Source organism: Streptomyces caniferus (genome assembly GCF_009811555.1).
In the GTDB taxonomy this organism is placed as follows: Bacteria; Actinomycetota; Actinomycetes; order Streptomycetales; family Streptomycetaceae; genus Streptomyces; species Streptomyces caniferus.
Genome location: NZ_BLIN01000005.1, coordinates 3,130,965 through 3,147,095 on the forward strand (window position 1 = coordinate 3,130,965; position 16,131 = coordinate 3,147,095).

General features: G+C 72.4%; 14 protein-coding genes and 1 pseudogene. 7 read left to right on the top strand and 8 right to left on the bottom strand.

The features are described 5' to 3' along the window. Positions 1–93: 93 nt before the first annotated feature. From Scani_RS30255 to Scani_RS30265, 3 genes are all read left to right on the top strand, one after another. The gene (locus Scani_RS30255) at positions 94–459 is read left to right on the top strand and encodes a peptidoglycan-binding domain-containing protein (protein WP_246296231.1); all 366 of its coding nucleotides are present in this window, start codon (positions 94–96) and stop codon (positions 457–459) included. 422 nt (positions 460–881) lie between these two features. Beyond that, the gene (locus tag Scani_RS30260) at positions 882–1,076 is read left to right on the top strand and encodes a helix-turn-helix transcriptional regulator (protein WP_159480951.1); all 195 of its coding nucleotides are present in this window, start codon (positions 882–884) and stop codon (positions 1,074–1,076) included. A 94-nt stretch (positions 1,077–1,170) separates the two neighbouring features. Next, positions 1,171–2,094 (top strand): 2-dehydropantoate 2-reductase, encoded by a 924-nt coding sequence (locus Scani_RS30265; RefSeq protein ID WP_159480952.1) that lies wholly within the window; start codon positions 1,171–1,173, stop codon positions 2,092–2,094. A 56-nt stretch (positions 2,095–2,150) separates the two neighbouring features. Here the strand turns inward: Scani_RS30265 and Scani_RS30270 are convergent, their stop codons facing one another. Then, positions 2,151–3,332 (bottom strand): LacI family DNA-binding transcriptional regulator, encoded by a 1,182-nt coding sequence (locus tag Scani_RS30270; protein WP_159480953.1) that lies wholly within the window; start codon positions 3,330–3,332, stop codon positions 2,151–2,153. Between the two features lie 188 nt (positions 3,333–3,520). Between Scani_RS30270 and Scani_RS30275 the strand changes: the two genes are divergently transcribed. Next, positions 3,521–4,552, top strand: a complete 1,032-nt coding sequence (locus Scani_RS30275) for a Gfo/Idh/MocA family protein (RefSeq protein ID WP_159480954.1) — start codon at positions 3,521–3,523, stop codon at positions 4,550–4,552. A 97-nt stretch (positions 4,553–4,649) separates the two neighbouring features. Here the strand turns inward: Scani_RS30275 and Scani_RS41275 are convergent. Both Scani_RS41275 and Scani_RS30280 read right to left on the bottom strand, forming a co-directional pair. Further along, a pseudogene (locus Scani_RS41275) lies at positions 4,650–4,868 on the bottom strand (GNAT family N-acetyltransferase); the annotation flags it as partial. 25 nt (positions 4,869–4,893) lie between these two features. Next, positions 4,894–5,589: a DedA family protein gene (locus Scani_RS30280; RefSeq protein ID WP_159480955.1), complete on the bottom strand. Its 696-nt coding sequence runs from the start codon at positions 5,587–5,589 to the stop codon at positions 4,894–4,896. Positions 5,590–5,817: 228 nt separating this feature from the next. Here Scani_RS30280 and Scani_RS30285 point away from each other — a divergent pair, with 228 nt between their 5' ends. Continuing rightward, positions 5,818–6,108, top strand: coding sequence for a heavy-metal-associated domain-containing protein (locus tag Scani_RS30285; RefSeq protein WP_159480956.1), 291 nt, complete (start codon positions 5,818–5,820; stop codon positions 6,106–6,108). A 488-nt stretch (positions 6,109–6,596) separates the two neighbouring features. Here Scani_RS30285 and Scani_RS30290 read toward each other — a convergent pair whose 3' ends face one another. From Scani_RS30290 to Scani_RS30310, 5 genes are all read right to left on the bottom strand, one after another. Next, entirely contained in the window at positions 6,597–7,886 is a 1,290-nt protein-coding gene (locus tag Scani_RS30290; protein WP_159480957.1) for a citrate synthase, read from the bottom strand. A gap of 178 nt (positions 7,887–8,064) precedes the next feature. Beyond that, the gene (recD2, locus tag Scani_RS30295; RefSeq protein ID WP_159480958.1) at positions 8,065–10,326 is read right to left on the bottom strand and encodes an SF1B family DNA helicase RecD2; all 2,262 of its coding nucleotides are present in this window, start codon (positions 10,324–10,326) and stop codon (positions 8,065–8,067) included. 256 nt (positions 10,327–10,582) lie between these two features. Further along, positions 10,583–11,443 carry a sugar phosphate isomerase/epimerase family protein gene (locus tag Scani_RS30300; protein WP_159480959.1) on the bottom strand — a complete coding sequence of 287 codons (861 nt, stop codon included), beginning with the start codon at positions 11,441–11,443 and terminating at the stop codon, positions 10,583–10,585. Next, positions 11,440–12,531 carry a dihydrodipicolinate synthase family protein gene (locus Scani_RS30305; RefSeq protein ID WP_246296233.1) on the bottom strand — a complete coding sequence of 364 codons (1,092 nt, stop codon included), beginning with the start codon at positions 12,529–12,531 and terminating at the stop codon, positions 11,440–11,442. The genes Scani_RS30300 and Scani_RS30305 overlap by 4 nt, the downstream gene beginning before the upstream one ends. A gap of 122 nt (positions 12,532–12,653) precedes the next feature. Next, positions 12,654–13,805 carry a Gfo/Idh/MocA family protein gene (locus tag Scani_RS30310; RefSeq protein WP_159480961.1) on the bottom strand — a complete coding sequence of 384 codons (1,152 nt, stop codon included), beginning with the start codon at positions 13,803–13,805 and terminating at the stop codon, positions 12,654–12,656. 246 nt (positions 13,806–14,051) lie between these two features. On the opposite strand from Scani_RS30310, the gene Scani_RS30315 reads away from it, so the two are divergent. Then, the gene (locus Scani_RS30315) at positions 14,052–15,059 is read left to right on the top strand and encodes a bifunctional helix-turn-helix transcriptional regulator/GNAT family N-acetyltransferase (protein WP_159480962.1); all 1,008 of its coding nucleotides are present in this window, start codon (positions 14,052–14,054) and stop codon (positions 15,057–15,059) included. Between the two features lie 173 nt (positions 15,060–15,232). Further along, positions 15,233–16,096, top strand: coding sequence for a sugar phosphate isomerase/epimerase family protein (locus tag Scani_RS30320; protein WP_159482462.1), 864 nt, complete (start codon positions 15,233–15,235; stop codon positions 16,094–16,096). Positions 16,097–16,131 lie beyond the last annotated feature (35 nt).

Below are 16,131 nucleotides of genomic sequence, written 5' to 3' on the forward strand. Positions count from 1 at the left end.
GGGCGAAGTGGTGAGGACGCGCCGGAACCGCGGACCGCTCCCCCGGCGTCGAAACGGGTGGAATCACATCCAACGGGGGAAACGGTGGAATTCGTGAATGCCATTGCTCTCAGCCATGCCGTCAAGCGCACGGCCGTCCTGACCGCGACCGCGGGGCTGCTGACCGCCGGACTGCTCACCGGTCCGGCGTCCGCCGACAGTCCGGCCGCCGGCCGGCCCGGCACACTGGCCGCCTGCGCCTACTACAGCGGAAGCGCCCTCACCGTCTACGGGCAGCGCGGCGACCGCGTCTCGCAGGTGCAGTGCCTGCTGGCGAACCGCCGCTATCTCCCGTGGAGGGACGTGACCGGGTACTTCGGTCCCAAGACCCGGGCCGCGGTGAAGAAGTTCCAGTCCCGGCACCATCTGACCGCCAACGGCAAGGTCGACAAGAAGACCTGGCGGGCGCTCTACGCCTGAGCCGGTGGGGCAGGCGGGCGGTTGACCCACTGAGGCGGGCGATCCGCTGCGTCACGGGCGGGGCGATCCGCCGACGGCGGGCCGACCGTCCGGCAGGTCAGCGGTGTACGTGTGGCGGGCGGTTTCCCAGCAGGGGAACCGCCCGCCACACGGCTGTTCGCACGGTGCTCCCCGGACCGGGCAGGGCTTCCGTCGCGCGGCCGGGCCCTGCCGCGGACCGTCCCGCGCCCGTCACAGCCATCCGGCCCGCGTCACGGCTGTCACCGTTACGCGGGGCTTCCGTCACAGCCGATCAACAGCCCCTCCCCGATGGTTACTCGGTGTCGTTGTCCAGGCACAGGGTGAGTGATCACCAGGCCGTACGCATCCCCCTGCCGGCTCCCCGGGCCGACCCTGCGTACGGCGCTCAGGAGGTGGCAGAGATGACCGACCGCAAGCTCTGGTCGTACAAGGAGATCGCCGCGCACATCCAGGTGCAGCCGGACACCGTGCGCTCCTACCGCAAGCACGGGCTGCTGCCCGAACCGGATCTGGTGGAGCGCGGAAAACCGTACTGGTTCGCCGACACGGTCAGAGCGTGGGTGGCGCAGCGACCGGGCCAACGCGGCCGGCGCTGAGAGCCACCGGAACCGGCCCGGGCCCGGCACCCGGGCGACGCCGGGGCCCGGGCAGCACCCACCCGCCAGGCTTCCCCGGCCCTACGATCGAGGTATGCCCCGGACGTCCCCAACAGCGGCGCCCGCCCGGATCGCGGTGATCGGCGGCGGTGCGATCGGCGGCTACACCGCCGCCCTCGCGCAGTGGGCCGGTCTCGACGTCACGCTGTGCGTCCGCAGCCCGCTGGACTCCCTGAGCGTCGAGAGCAGTGGCACGGTCCGCCCCGCGGCGGTGCGTATCGTCACCGATCCGGCGCAGGTCACACCGGTCGACTGGGTGCTGCTGACCACCAAGGCGCAGGACACGGCGGGTGCCGAGGGCTGGCTGCGGCGGCTGTGCGGCCGGGACACCGCCGTCGCGGTGCTGCAGAACGGCATCGGCCAGGAGGAGCGCGTCGCTCCGCTCGTTCCGCGGGGCACCCGCATCCTGCCCACCGTGGTCTACATCTCGGCGGAGCGCACCGCGCCGGGCCGGATCCTGCATCATGTCGCCAGCGAACTGCATGTGCCCGAGGGCCCGTTGGCCGACCGGTTCGCCGCCCTGCTGGACGGCAGCGGGCTGCGGGTGCACCGCGTGCCCGACTTCACGACGGCCGCCTGGCGCAAGCTGTTCACCAACCTCGCGGCCAACCCGATCACGGCGCTGCTCCAGCAGCGGATAGGGATCTTCGCCGATCCGGAGATGGCCGCGCTCACCCGCGATCTGCTGCGCGAGGCGGCCGTCGTCGCGCGTGCCGAGGGCGCGGACATCGGTGAGGCGGACATCTCCAGGACGCTGCGGCTCTACGCCACCGCACCCCGGGACGGTGGCTCCTCGATGCTCTACGACCGCCTGGCGGGCCGCCCGCTGGAGCATGAGTTCCTCACCGGCGCGGTGGTCGGGGCCGGTGGACGGCACGGCATCGCCACCCCGTTGAACAGCATGCTGCTGACCCTGCTGCGTGCCGTGGACCGCGAGCTGCGGGGCGGGCGGGCGTAGGGGCGCAGGGCGGCGGGCCGGCCGGACGGGCCGGGGCGAGGATTCCCGCGCGCCGGTCAGGCAGCGGGCCGGGGTGGTGCCGTGGAGCCTCTGATCTCCAGTTCCGGGGCGACGAGTTGCTGCCCGGCCGGGGCGTCCGGGTGCTCCATGCGGTCCAGGAGGCAGCGTGCGGCCCGTCGGCCGACCTCGTGGCTGGCGTTGTTCACCGAGTTCAGCCAGAGGTGGCGGATGCGGGCGAGGTAGGTGTTGTCGTAGCCGACGAGGGAGAGGTCGGCGGGGACCTTCAGGCCCAGCTCCTGGGCGGCGGACAGCGCGCCGACGCCGGAGATGTCGTTGAACGCGAAGAGCGCGGTGGGACGTTCGGCGGCGGGGTGCCCGGTGCCGTGCGAGGGGGTGAGCAGCCGGACGGCCGCACGGTAGCCGCCCTCCTCGGTCCCGTCGCCGCTCTCCACGACGGCGGTCGTCGCCGGGCCGTGGGAGCGCACGGCGGCCTCGAAGCCGCGGCGGCGCAGCTCGCCGACCACTCCCTGTCCCGCGATATGGGCGATCCGACGGTGGCCGAGAGCGATGAGGTGCTCGGTGGCGAGCCGGGCGCCGCGCTCGTCGTCGTTGGCGACGAGGTCGACGCGCGGCAGCCGGGGTTCGTGGTTGCCCGCGATGACGGTCGGCAGCCGCGCGGCGACCTCGGCGAGGCCGTCGGTGTCCGGGAGGGTGCCGACGATGACGATGCCGTCGACCCGCAGCTCCTGGAAGGTGCGGGCGAAGTCCTGGCCGGCCCGCCGGTCCAGGCGGGCGTCGATCATCAGCATCCGCAGACCGTGCGCCTGCAGCAGGGAGTTCAGGCCGTCGAGGACGTCGACGAACCAGGGGTTGCGCATATCGTGCAGCAGCACGCCGACGGTGTGGGTACGGCGCGCGACGAGGCTGCGGGCCGCGGCGTTCGGGCGGTAGCCCAGCTCCTCGATGGCCGCCAGTACGGCTTGCCGCCTGGCCTCGCCGACCCGTGGTGAGCCCTGCAGCACGAGCGAGACCAGGGACTTGGAGACGCCCGCACGCTCGGCGACACCGCGGATCGTCGGGTGCCGGTCCGTCCCCGGCCGCGCACCGGAACGTTCTGCGGGCCGCTCACCGGACTCCGCGGACCGAGCTCCCGGCCGCGCGGCGGAGGACCGCTCACCGGTGCGTCCGTCGCTTCGTCCGCCGGTACTGCCGTCGCCTCGCCTGTTGGACCGTTCCATAGGCGGCAATCCTTCCAACGCGGCAGGTCGGCGTCAATGCACCTTCATGCACCACCGCCCGACCTTGCCGAACGGTTGACATGCGGACATCAGGACATGCAGGGTTCCCGGTGATGAGGAGCGTTGGACCGTTCCAACCACCTGGCGCGGGTGCGCTCGCCCGTCCTTCCCCGGAAAGGAACCGAGGCATGAAGATCGGCCTGATCGGCACCGGGCGCATCGGCGCGTTCCATGCCCGCACCCTGCTGAGCGTCCCGGGCGTCACCGGCCTCGTCGTCGCGGATGTGGACACCGCGCGCGCCGCGTCGCTGGCGGAAACCCTGGGCGCACGGTCCGCCGCGAGCATCGAGGAGATGTACGCGGACGGCCTCGACGGCGTGGTGATCACCGCCGCGACCAGCGCGCACGCCACGCTGATCCACCAGGCCCTGGACGCCGGGGTGCCGGTGTTCTGCGAGAAGCCGGTCGCGCCGGACGTGCCGGGCACCATCGGCGTGGTGGAGCGGGCACAGGCCGGCTCGGTGCCCGTACAGATCGGTTTCCAGCGCCGTTTCGACGCGGGCTACCGCGCCGCCCGTGCGGCGCTGCGCTCCGGCGAGCTGGGCTGGCTGCACACCCTGCGCGCCTGCACCAGCGACCGGACGCCGCCGCCCGCCGGCTACATCCCCACCTCCGGCGGCCTGTTCCGGGACTGCAGCATCCACGACTTCGACATCCTGCGCTGGCTCACCGGCCGCGAGGTCGTCTCGGTCTACGCCCAGGGCGCCAACCGCGGCGCGTCCTTCTTCGCCGACGGCGACGACGTGGACACCTGCGCGGCGCTGCTGCGCTTCGACGACGACACCTTGGCCACCGTCACGGCGACCCGCTACAACGGCGCGGGCCACGATGTCCGGCTGGAGGTGTGCGGCTCCGAGGGTGCCCGCTTCGTCGGTCTCGACGACCGGGCCCCGCTGCCGTCCGCCGAGGCGAAGCTGTCGTGGCAGCGGGCGGCCGACCCGTACGCCACGTTCATGGAACGCTTCCACGCCGCGTACGTCACCGAGCTGGCCGCCTTCACCGAGGTCGCGGCAGGACGCGCACCGAGCCCGTGCTCGCCCGCCGAGGCGCTGGAGGCGCTCTATGTCGCCGAGGCGTGCGAGCGCTCGCGACGCACCGGCGAGCCGGTCGCCGTGGCGGATGTCCGGACCCCCTCCGGCGGCGCGACTCCGCGTGGGTGAGCACCCGGCACCCAGCGCCCGGCACCGACCATCCTCCCCCGTCACCACAGAAGCACTCCCCCTCAACTCCCTCCCCACGACCGGCCGCCACCCCCGCTCAGCCCTCCGCGGTCAGATCCAGCCGCCATTCGTTGGAGCGCATCATGTGTCCCTTCGGGTACTCGAAGGCGCTCTCTCCCGCGAGGGTGAACCCGGCCTTGCGGCAGACGGCGTTGGAGGCGGGGTGCTCGACCGAGGGGAAGGCCTGCAGCGAGGGGTAGCGGCCCTCGGCTCTGGCCGCCGCGATGACCTCGCGGGCCGCCGCCGCAGCGATTCCAGACCATCACTCTCCGTAATCAGCGTCATGTCTGCACTGTAGGGGCAGCCACTGACAATCGCGCCGACGCGACGGACGAGGCCCGGCCGCCCCACCCCTCGCCCCGGCCGCCGTCGCCCCCTTCGGGGCTTTCGCCGTTCCCGCCCTCGCCGCCCCCCTCCGGCGGGTCGCGCAGGGCGCGGCGGCGGGCGGCCCACTGGATCGCGGCGCCGACGGCGGCGACCGCGCAGGAGACGCCGAAGCCGATGCCGGCCGCGTAGAGCGGGCGGCCGGTGGTGGCGGCGCCCAGGTAGCCGAGGCCGACCGAGTACGTGGCCCAGGTCGCCTCGGCGACGGCGGCGCCGAGCGCGTATTTGCGCAGCGGGTAGCGCAGGACCCCGGACGCCAGGGCGCCGACGATCCGGCCGCTGGGGAGGAACCGTACGGCGATCACGAAGGGCAGGCCGTAGCGCTGGATGCGGTGGGAGGTCCAGTCCAGCAGCGACCTGCGGCGGGGGTTGCGGCGCAGCCAGGCCCGTACGGGCTCGCCGAAGTGCCGTGCGCCGAGGTACATGAGGAGGTCCCCGAGCAGTGCGCTGCCCCCGACGATCAGCAGGACGAGGGGGAGGAACACCTCGCCCCGGGAGGCGAGTACTCCAGTCGTGACAAGCAGGGCGGAGTTGGGGATCAGAGGTGGCAGCGTGGTGAGCACCAGCAGGCCGTAGAGGGCGAGTACGTCCATCCGGCCGCCTCCTCGGATCCGCCCCGAGCCCGTATGTCCCAAGGCTGACGCGTGGCGGGGCGGGCGGCAACGTGGTGGGCGCGCCGGAAGCTGGATTGATACCCCCTAGGGGTATACAGTGCCTAAGGTCGGGAGCCGCCGGCGTTATCGGAGCCACTCGCGGTGGGCCGCGGCTCGCCGACTCGTGGCACCACACGGAACACATCGGCACCACAAGGAGAATCCCCCATGGCCGAGAACAGCTCCTGCTGCACCCCCGAAAGCTCCTGCCGGTCCGGCGGCGGCGCCGACGTCCAGATCGGCGAGGTGACCACCACGTACCGGGTCACCGGCATGACCTGCGGCCACTGCGAGGGGGCGGTGAGGTCCGAGATCGGCGAGCTCGCCGGGGTGAGCTCGGTACAGGCGGTCGCGGCCACCGGCCTGGTGACCGTCACCTCCAAGGCCCCACTGGACGAGGAGACCGTCCGTGCGGCCGTCGACGAGGCCGGCTACGAGCTGGTGGGTCAGGCGGCCTGACCGCGGCCGCCCGGATGCGGTTCACGGTTGCCGACGACCCGGGCCCAGGAAATTTCACACAGCCCTTACAACTGACACAACACCCATACCCAAGGCCCCCGATCTCCAGATCGGGGCCCTTGACCGCATTCGCCCCCATATGGCAAGAGACCCAGATCACACTCATGGGAACGTAACCATTGAGGGGGGTCGTGAGTCTAACCGGGCAGTGCAGGCACCCCGGCGGGGCTTGCACAGCAACAGCCGTGCCGATCTTGGGGGATCGTGCCCGGCTACGCGTGGCCGGGGCGACGTGCCCGGGGAGCTTTGAGCGGCCCTCCCGAACGTGCGCGTCCCGGCAGATCGCGGTGCAACCCGGAACGCCCGGACGGATCCCGTGGGGGGAATCCAACCGGGACACGGGAAGCGCCCCGCACTCTGGACCCGTGGGGGGATCCGGAGGCGGGGCGCTTTCTTTATGCACGCGGGCTGCCCTCGAAGGGCGGCCGTCAGCGCTCCTCGACCGGCACGAAGTCGCGCTCGACGACACCGGTGTAGATCTGCCGCGGGCGGCCGATGCGGGAGCCGGGCTCCTTGATCATCTCGTGCCACTGGGCGATCCAGCCGGGCAGCCGGCCGAGCGCGAAGAGCACGGTGAACATCTCGGTCGGGAAGCCCATGGCCCGGTAGATCAGGCCGGTGTAGAAGTCGACGTTCGGGTAGAGCTTGCGCTCGACGAAGTAGTCGTCGGAGAGCGCGTGCTCCTCCAGCTTGAGGGCGATGTCCAGCAGCTCGTCGGACTTGCCGAGAGCGGAGAGGACGTCGTGCGCCGCCGCCTTGATGATCTTCGCGCGGGGGTCGAAGTTCTTGTAGACGCGGTGCCCGAAGCCCATGAGCTTCACGCCGTCTTCCTTGTTCTTCACCTTGCGGATGAAGGTGTCGACGTCGCCGCCGTCGCGCTGGATGCCTTCCAGCATCTCCAGCACGGACTGGTTGGCGCCGCCGTGCAGGGGGCCCCACAGGGCGTTGATGCCGGCCGAGATCGAGGCGAAGAGGTTCGCCTGCGAGGAGCCGACCAGCCGGACCGTGGAGGTGGAGCAGTTCTGCTCGTGGTCGGCGTGCAGGATCAGCAGCTTGTCGAGGGCGCTGACCACCACCGGGTCGAGGTCGTAGTCCGCGGCGGGCACCGAGAAGGTCATGCGCAGGAAGTTCTCGACGTACCCGAGGTCGTTGCTCGGGTAGACGACCGGGTGGCCGACCGACTTCTTGTACGCGTAGGCCGCGATCGTCGGGAGCTTGGCCAGCAGCCGGATCGTGGAGATGTGGCGCTGCTGCTCGTCGAACGGGTTGTGGCTGTCCTGGTAGAAGGTCGACAGCGCGCTGACGACCGAGGACAGCATCGCCATCGGGTGGGCGTCCCGGGGGAAGCCGTCGTAGAAGCGCTTGACGTCCTCGTGGAGCAGGGTGTGGTAGGTGATGTCCTGCTTGAAGTTCGCCAGCTCATCGACGGTGGGCAGCTCACCGTTGATGAGGAGGTACGCGGTCTCGACGAACGTGCTGCGCTCTGCGAGCTGCTCGATCGGGTACCCGCGGTAACGAAGAATCCCGTTCTCACCGTCGAGATAGGTGATCGCGGATTTATACGCCGCGGTGTTGCCGTAACCGGAATCCAGGGTCACCAGACCGGTCTGGGCGCGCAGCTTCGAGATATCGAAGCCCTTGTCGCCAACAGTGCTGTCGACGACCGGGTAGCTGTATTCGCCGTCCCCGTAACGCAGTACTACAGAGTTGTCGCTCACGTCATCCCTCACCGACGTTGTGCCTCTTCTTCGAGGTGCCCTGACTGCCTATACCTTCCCCCATTTGGGCCTTGGTTGTGCACTCGGGGTCGGCCATAGGGCCTGTCTGCGGCACTCAGTGCCGTCTGAGTGCCCATCCTGCCCCCCTTCGCCCCGAATGGGAAAGAGGGGTGACCTCTCACATCGCACCGGCGAGCCGGTGATCGAGCGCCGTACACCGCCGACCGGCGGATACCGTGCGGACGGCCTGTCCCAAGGCCTTACGGGAGCCGACCAGCACCACCAAGCGCTTTGCCCGGGTCACTGCGGTATACAGCAGATTGCGCTGCAGCATCATCCAGGCACTGGTGGTGACCGGAATCACCACCGCTGGGTACTCACTACCCTGCGAGCGGTGGATCGTCACGGCATAGGCGTGCGCGAGTTCGTCGAGTTCGTCGAAGTCGTAGGGGACCTCCTCGTCCTCGTCGGTGCGCACGGTCAGCCGCTGCTCGTCGGAGTCCAGGGCGGTGACCACGCCGACCGTGCCGTTGAAGACGCCGTTCAGGCCTTTTTCGTAGTTGTTCCTGATCTGGGTGACCTTGTCGCCGACGCGGAAGACCCGGCCGCCGAAGCGGCGCTCGGGCAGGTCGGGGCGGGCGGGGGTGACGGCCTGCTGGAGCAGGCCGTTCAGGGCGCCCGCACCGGCCGGGCCGCGGTGCATCGGGGTGAGCACCTGGACGTCCCGGCGCGGGTCGAGGCCGAACTTCGCCGGGATCCGGCGGGCCGCGACATCCACCGTCAGCCGGCCGGCCTCCTCGGCGTCCTCCTCGGCGAACAGGAAGAAGTCCGTCAGCCCGGTCGTCAGGGGCGGGACGCCGGAGTTGATGCGGTGGGCGTTGGTGACCACCCCGGACTGCTGGGCCTGCCGGAAGATCCGGGTCAGCCGGACGGCCGGCACGGTCCCTCCCGCCACCCGACCACCGCCCCTTTCCGACGCACTACGCGCGGCCCCTCCCCCGGCGAGCAGATCGCGCAGCACCTCGCCCGCGCCCACCGACGGCAGCTGGTCGACGTCCCCCACCAGCAGCAGATGGGCGCCCGGCGGCACCGCCTTGACCAGCTTGTTGGCGAGCAGCAGATCCAGCATCGAGGCCTCGTCGACGACCACCAGATCGGCGTCCAGCGGCCGGTCCGCGTCATAGGCGGCGTCGCCTCCGGGCTTGAGCTCCAGGAGGCGGTGGACCGTGGAGGCCTCCGCGCCGGTCAGCTCCGAGAGCCGCTTGGCCGCCCGGCCCGTGGGCGCCGCCAGCACGACCGTGGCCTTCTTGGCGCAGGCCAGCTCGACGACGGACCGGACGGTGAAGGACTTGCCGCAGCCGGGCCCGCCGGTGAGCACCGCGACCTTCTGCGTCAGCGCCAGCCGCACGGCCTGCTGCTGCTCGGGGGCCAGCTCGGCGCCCGTCCGGCGCGCCAGCCAGGCCAGCGCCTTGTCCCAGTCGACGTCGCGGAACGCCGGCATCCGGTCCTCGTCGGTGCGCAGCAGCCGGGTCAGCCGGCCGGCCAGGGAGATCTCGGCGCGGTGGAAGGGCACCAGGTAGACGGCGGTGACCGGCGGCGCACCGTCCGCGTCGCCCGGCACCTGTTCGCGCACCACGCCCTCCGGGTCCGCGGCCAGCTCGCCCAGACAGTCGATGACCAGGCCCGTGTCCACCTGGAGCAACTTCACCGCGTCGGCGATCAGTTGCTCCTCGGGCAGGAAGCAGTGGCCCTGGTCCGTGGACTGCGACAGCGCATACTGCAGGCCCGCCTTGACGCGGTCGGGGCTGTCGTGCGGAATGCCCACGGACTGCGCGATGCGGTCGGCGGTCAGGAAGCCGATGCCCCAGACGTCGGCGGCCAGGCGGTAGGGCTGGTTGCGGACGACGGAGATGGAGGCGTCCCCGTACTTCTTGTAGATCCGCACCGCGATGGAGGTGGACACGCCGACGCCCTGGAGGAAGACCATGACTTCCTTGATGGCCTTCTGCTCCTCCCAGGCGGCGCCGATCATCTTCGTCCGCTTGGGGCCGAGGCCCGGCACCTCCACCAGGCGCGCGGGGGTGGTCTCGATGACGTCAAGGGTGTCCGTGCCGAAGTGTTCGACGATGCGGTCGGCGATCCGCGGGCCGATGCCCTTGATCAGGCCGGAGCCCAGATAGCGGCGGATGCCCTGGATCGTGGCGGGCAGGACGGTGGTGTAGTTCTCGACGGTGAACTGCTTGCCGTACTGGGGGTGGGAGCCCCAGCGGCCCTCCATGCGCAGCGATTCGCCCGGCTGCGCCCCGAGCAGCGCGCCGACGACGGTCAGCAGATCGCCCGCGCCGCGGCCGGTGTCGACCCGCGCGACCGTATAGCCGTTCTCCTCGTTGGCGTAGGTGATCCGCTCCAGGACCCCTTCGATCACGGCTGCGTTGACCATGGACCGACCGTACCGCCGGGGTCTGACACCGCGCGGGCGGCGGGACCCGCGGGCCCCTCGGAGGCGGCACATCCGGTTCCTATCGAGGGGCCCGTCCGATGGTCGGGCCCCTCGATTCCCCCTCCACGCCGGTCCCGGGTCCCCCCCGGGCCCCTCCCCTTTCGGGACCAGCGTCAGCTATGACCTTCGTGGACGGCCAACGGTTGCGCAGATCCGCTGAGTTATTTCTCCGGCACCCGCTGTGCGCTGTGCCTCGTCAGCCGACGTGCGCGAGGAAGCGGTCCACGACCTCCGCCAGCACGTCCGTGCCGTCCCGTGCCCACAGCGCCGGGTTGAAGATCTCGACCTCGATCGGCCCCCGGTAGCCGGCCGTCTCGACCCGCTCGCGGAACCACCGCAGGTCCACGGCGCCGTCCCCGAGCTGCCCGCGTCCCAGCAACGCGCCCTCGGGGAGCGGGGTGACCCAGTCGGCGAGCTGGAAGGCGGCGATCCGCGAGGCGGCCTCCTCGCCGGTGCCGCCCGCGCGGCCGATCTGGGTGCCGACGGTGTCGTCCCACCACAGGTGGTAGGTGTCGACGACCACGCCCACCTGCCCGGCGGGGAACCGCTCGGCGAGGTCCAGCGCCTGGGCGAGGGTGGAGACCACACAGCGGTCCGCCGCGTACATCGGGTGCAGGGGTTCGAGGGCCAGCCGGACGCCCCGCTCCGCGGCGTACGGGCCCAGCTCGGCCAGCGCGTCGGCGACCCGTTCCCGGGCGCCGGGCAGGTCCCGGCTGCCGGGCGGCAGTCCGCCGGAGACCAGGACCAGGGTGGTGGTCCCGAGGGCGGCCGCCTCGTCGACGGCCGCCCGGTTGTCGTCCAGGGCGGCCGCCCGCCGGGCCGGGTCCGTGGCGGTGAAGAACCCGCCCCGGCACAGGCTGGTGACGCGCAGCCCGGCGTCCCGTACGAGCCGGGCGGCCGCGGCCACCCCGTACTCCTGCACCGGCGCCCGCCACAGGCCCACGCCCCGTACACCGGCCCGCGCACAGCCGTCGGCCAGTTCGGGCAGCGACCACTGCCGGACGGTCTCCTGGTTGAGGCTGAGACGGTCGAGGAGACCAGCGGTGCCGTCGCTCATGCGTCCTCCGCCCCGTACACCGCGAGCAGTTGCCGCATCCGGTGGGCGGCGAGTTCCGGGTCGGGGAACAGGCCGAGCCCGTCGGCGAGTTCGTGGGCGCGCCGCAGGTGGGGCAGTGAACGGGCCGACTGCAGACCGCCGACCATGGTGAAGTGGGCCTGGTGGCCCGCCAGCCAGGCCAGCAGGACGATGCCGGTCTTGTAGTGGCGGGTGGGCGCCTGGAAGAGGTGCCGGGCGAGGGCGACGGTGGGGTCCAGGGCGGCCCGGAACGCCGCGGTGTCCCCGCCGTCCAGGAGGCGTACGGCGTCGGCGGCGGCCGGGGCGAGCGGGTCGAAGACGCCCAGCAGCGCATCGCTGAAGCCGTGGTCGTCGCCCGCGATCAGCTCGGGGTAGTGGAAGTCGTCGCCGGTGTAGCAGCGCACCGTCCCCGGCAGTCGGCGGCGCAGCGCCACCTCCCGGGCGGGGTCCAGGAGGGAGACCTTGATGCCGTCGACCTTGCCGGGGTGGTCGGCGATGATCGCGAGGAACGTCTCGGTGGCGGCGTCGAGTTCCTCGCTGCCCCAGTAGCCCGCCAGCGCCGGGTCGAACATCGGGCCCAGCCAGTGGAGGATCACCGGCCGGGCGGTCTGGCGCAGGAGGTGGCCGTAGAGCGTGCGGTAGTCCTCCGGGCCGGTGGCGGCCGCGGCCAGCTGACGGGACGCCATCAGGACCGGGCGGCCGCCGGCGTCCTCGACGAGCCCGAGCTGTTCCTCGTAGGCGCCGCGGACGCGGTCCAGGGAGGTTTCGTGCGGCGGCAGTTGGTCGGTTCCGGCGCCGCAGGCGAGCAGGCCGCCGACCGTCCTGGCCTCGGCGGCGGAGCGGCGGATCAGCTCGGCGGCGGCGTCCCAGTCCAGGCCCGCGCCGCGCTGTGCGGTGTCCATCGCCTCGGCCACGCCCAGGCCGTGCGCCCACAGGTGGTGCCGGAAGGCGAGGGTGGCGTCCCAGTCGACGGCGGCCGGGCCGTCCGGGGTGGTGTCGGCGCGTGGATCGGCGACCACATGGGCGGCGGCGAAGACCGTACGGGAGCGCAGCGGGGGCCGCGGGGGCACCGGGCGGGCACCGGGGCCGGCCCCGGGGACGGGCCGGTTCGCCCCGTTGTGTGCGGAGGGGCCCGCCCCGTGGGGCACCGGGGGTTCCGCCCCCTGGGGTGCCGAAGGGTCCGTCGGCGCGTTCACCGGCCCGGCTCCGGTACGTCCAGGCGGCGGCCCTCCGCCGAGGACCGCCGCCCCAGTTCGGCGACCCGGACCCCGCGGGCGCCCGCCGCCAGGTCCCAGCGCCAGGGCTCGTCGCGGACGACGTGCCGCAGGAACAGCTCCCACTGCACCTTGAACGCGTTGTCGAAGACGGCGTTGTCGGGAACCTCGTGCCACTGCGCGCGGAACGGCTCGGTTACCGGAAGGTCGGGGTTCCAGACCGGTTTGGGGGTGTGGGCACGGTGCTGGACCCGGCAGTGGCGGAGGCCCGCGACGGCCGACCCTTCGGTGCCGTCGACCTGGAACTCGACCAGTTCGTCGCGGTGCACCCGCACCGCCCAGGAGGAGTTGATCTGGGCGACGATGCCGCCGGCCAGTTCGAAGATGCCGTAGGCGGCGTCGTCGGCGGTGGCCTCGTACGGGGCGCCCGACTCGTCCCAGCGGCGCGGGAGGTGGGTGGCCAGCTGCGCCTGGACGGTGCGGACCGGCCCGAACAGCTCGTGCAGGACGTACTCCCAGTGCGGGAACATATCGGCCGCGATGCCGCCGCCGTCCTCGGCGCGGTAGTTCCAGGAGGGGCGCTGCGCCTCCTGCCAGTCGCCTTCGAAGACCCAGTAGCCGAACTCGCCCCGCACGGACAGGATGCGGCCGAAGAAGCCGCCCTCGACGAGGCGGCGGAGCTTGCGCAGGCCCGGCAGGAAGAGCTTGTCCTGGACGACGCCGTTCTTGACGCCCGCCTCCTGGGCGAGCCGGGCCAGCTCCAGCGCGCCCGCGAGGCTGCCCGCGGTGGGTTTTTCGACGTAGAGATGCTTTCCGGCGGCGATCGCCTTCTTCACGGCCTCCTCGCGGGCGGCGGTGACCTGGGCGTCGAAGTAGATGCCGATGGTGTCGTCGCCCAGTACGGCGTCGAGGTCGCAGCTCCAGTGCTCCAGGCCGTGCCGTTCGGCCAGGGCCCGCAGCTTGGGCGCGCTGCGGCCGACGAGGACCGGTTCGGGCCAGATCACCGTGCCGTCGGCCAGTGCGAGGCCGCCCTGTTCCCGCAGGGCGAGGAGGGAGCGGACCAGGTGCTGGCGCCGGCCCATGCGCCCGGTCACGCCGTTCATGGCGATGCGTACGGTCGTGTGTGTCACGGCCCGGCCCCTCTCGCGCACAGCAGGTGGCAGTCCCGCTCCAGTAAGCGCCTTCCGGGCGGCGGGCGCCAGACCGCGTGGCGGGACACGAACAAAGGGGCGGGTGCCGGCGCAGAAGGCACGGACGCATGACGGCACGGACGCATGAAGGGGCGGACGCATGAAGGGGCGGATGACACGAAAGAGGGATGTGCGGATCGGCCCCGGCAGCTTACTCTTGACTCAGTCAAAGGTGAGGGGTCGGCCATGACCACCAGGACGCCATCCGACGCGCCATCCGCCGTGCCGTCCGGCACACCGCGCGAGGCCCTGCCCGACGCCGCGGCGGACGTCCGCGAGCTGCGCAGATTCAACCGCTTCTATACGAACCTGATCGGTGCGCTCGACTACGGGCGGCATCTGTACACCCCGTTCACCCTCACCGAGGCCCGGGTGCTCTACGAGGTCGCCAACCATCCGCCGGTGGACGCCGCGGATCTGCGCGTCTCGCTGTCGCTGGACGCCGGCTACCTCAGCCGGCTGCTCGGCAAGTTCGAGGACCGCGAGCTGATCACCCGCGGCAGGTCCGAGCCGGACCCGCGGCGGCAGCGCATCACGCTGACCGAGGGCGGCCGGGAGGCGGCCGGCCTGCTGGAGGAGCGCTCCCAGGACGCTGCGGGGTCGCTGCTGCAGAAGCTGCCGGCCGCCGACCGTGCCCGCCTGGTCGCCGCGATGCGCACGATTCGCACCCTGCTCGACGAGGACGCACCGCAGCCGCCCGGGGACCGCGCGCCCGAGCTCACGCTGCGCACCTCCGGCCCCGGGGACCTCGGCTGGATGGTGGAGCGCAACGCCACGCTCTACGCCGCCGAGTACGGCTTCGATCTGAGCTACGAGGCGCTGGTGGCCCGGATCGTCGCGGAGTACGCCGAGGACTTCGACCCGCGGTGGGACCGCACCTGGATAGCGGAGCTGGGCGGCGAGCGGGTGGGCGCGGTGATGTGCGTACGGGACGGCAGGCCGGGGGTCGCCCGGCTGCGGCTGCTGCTCGTGGATCCGGCCGCCCGCGGACACGGGGCGGGCCGTCGACTCGTCGATGCCTGCGTGGAGTTCGCGCGGGAGGCCGGGTACGGCGAGATGGTGCTGTGGACCAACTCCGTCCTCGGTGCGGCCCGCCGCATCTACCAGCGGGCCGGTTTCGAGCTGGTCGCCGAGTCGGCGCACCACAGCTTCGGGCAGGAGCTGGTCGGCCAGGACTGGCGGCTGACGCTGTGAGGGCGCGGCGGACGCTGTGGGTGCGCGGGTGACGGTGCGGGCGAAGGGGCGATGAAAACGGGCGGGCCGGGAAGGACGGAGAGAACAGCGACGACTCCCCCTAGCTGATGTGGGCGACACGAAGGAGCGCAGGCATGGCCACCACGGACCGCGCGAACGGCAGGACCCCTGCGATGCGCTATGCGTTCTCGACCCTCGGGGTGCCGGGGATGCCGGTGCCCGAGGTGCTGCGGCTGGCGACCGGGGCCGGGTATCAGGGGGTCGAACTACGGGCGCATCCGGAGGAGCCCGTGCATCCGCTGCTCGGGGCGCGGGAACGGGCCGCGGTACGGGGGCAGTTCGCGGACGCCGGTGTGGAGATCCTGGCCGTTGCGGGATACGCGCAGGTCGCCGCCGCCCGGGATGCGGCGGGCGAGGAGGAGCTGGCGCAGGAGCTGGCCGAGCTGGTGCGCCTCGCCGCCGATCTGGGCGCGCCGTACGTCCGGGTATTCCCCGGCGGCGGGGACCGTCCGGCGGCCGAGGCGGACGCGGATGCCGCCCGCCGGCTCGCGGCGGTGGCGCCGCTCGCGGCCGAGCGGGGCGTGCGGGTCCTGATGGAGACCCACGATTCGCACGGGACCGGTGCGGCCGCGGCCCGGGTGCTGGGCCTCGTGGGCCATCGCCGGGTCGGGGCGCTGTGGGACGTGCTGCACAGCTGGCTCGGTGGCGAGGAGCCCGTCGACACCCACGCCGCGCTCGCCCCGCATCTGGGCTATGTGCAGGTCAAGGATGTCGCCTCGGCCGAGGACCGCACCCCCCTCCCGCTCGGCGCCGGCGCGCTCCCGCTGGCGACCGCCCTGGGCACCCTCGGCCGGGAGCCCGCGGACGCCCACGGCCCGGTGCCGGCCCCGGAGGGCACCTACGACCAGGGCGCGGGGGGCTGGCTCTGCTGGGAGTACGAGAAGCGCTGGTACCCGGAGGCGGCCGACCTCCCCGCCCTCCTGGCCCCGGGCCGCGCGTACCTCCAGCGGCTCCTGGAGGGGCCCGCCGCCTCCTGATCCCGGCTCGGGGTCCGGGGCCCGGGTGTACGCCC

What these genes read in the sequence shown, in the direction of transcription:
- Scani_RS30260 (WP_159480951.1), top strand. Translation starts at nt 882, where the DNA reads ATGACCGACCGCAAGCTCTGGTCGTACAAGGAGATCGCCGCGCACATC.
- Scani_RS30320 (WP_159482462.1), top strand. Translation starts at nt 15,233, where the DNA reads ATGCGCTATGCGTTCTCGACCCTCGGGGTGCCGGGGATGCCGGTGCCC.
- Scani_RS30300 (WP_159480959.1), bottom strand. Translation starts at nt 11,443, where the DNA reads ATGAGCGACGGCACCGCTGGTCTCCTCGACCGTCTCAGCCTCAACCAG.
- Scani_RS30275 (WP_159480954.1), top strand. Translation starts at nt 3,521, where the DNA reads ATGAAGATCGGCCTGATCGGCACCGGGCGCATCGGCGCGTTCCATGCC.
- Scani_RS30280 (WP_159480955.1), bottom strand. Translation starts at nt 5,589, where the DNA reads ATGGACGTACTCGCCCTCTACGGCCTGCTGGTGCTCACCACGCTGCCA.
- Scani_RS30315 (WP_159480962.1), top strand. Translation starts at nt 14,052, where the DNA reads ATGACCACCAGGACGCCATCCGACGCGCCATCCGCCGTGCCGTCCGGC.
- recD2 (WP_159480958.1), bottom strand. Translation starts at nt 10,326, where the DNA reads ATGGTCAACGCAGCCGTGATCGAAGGGGTCCTGGAGCGGATCACCTAC.
- Scani_RS30265 (WP_159480952.1), top strand. Translation starts at nt 1,171, where the DNA reads ATGCCCCGGACGTCCCCAACAGCGGCGCCCGCCCGGATCGCGGTGATC.
- Scani_RS30285 (WP_159480956.1), top strand. Translation starts at nt 5,818, where the DNA reads ATGGCCGAGAACAGCTCCTGCTGCACCCCCGAAAGCTCCTGCCGGTCC.
- Scani_RS30270 (WP_159480953.1), bottom strand. Translation starts at nt 3,332, where the DNA reads ATGGAACGGTCCAACAGGCGAGGCGACGGCAGTACCGGCGGACGAAGC.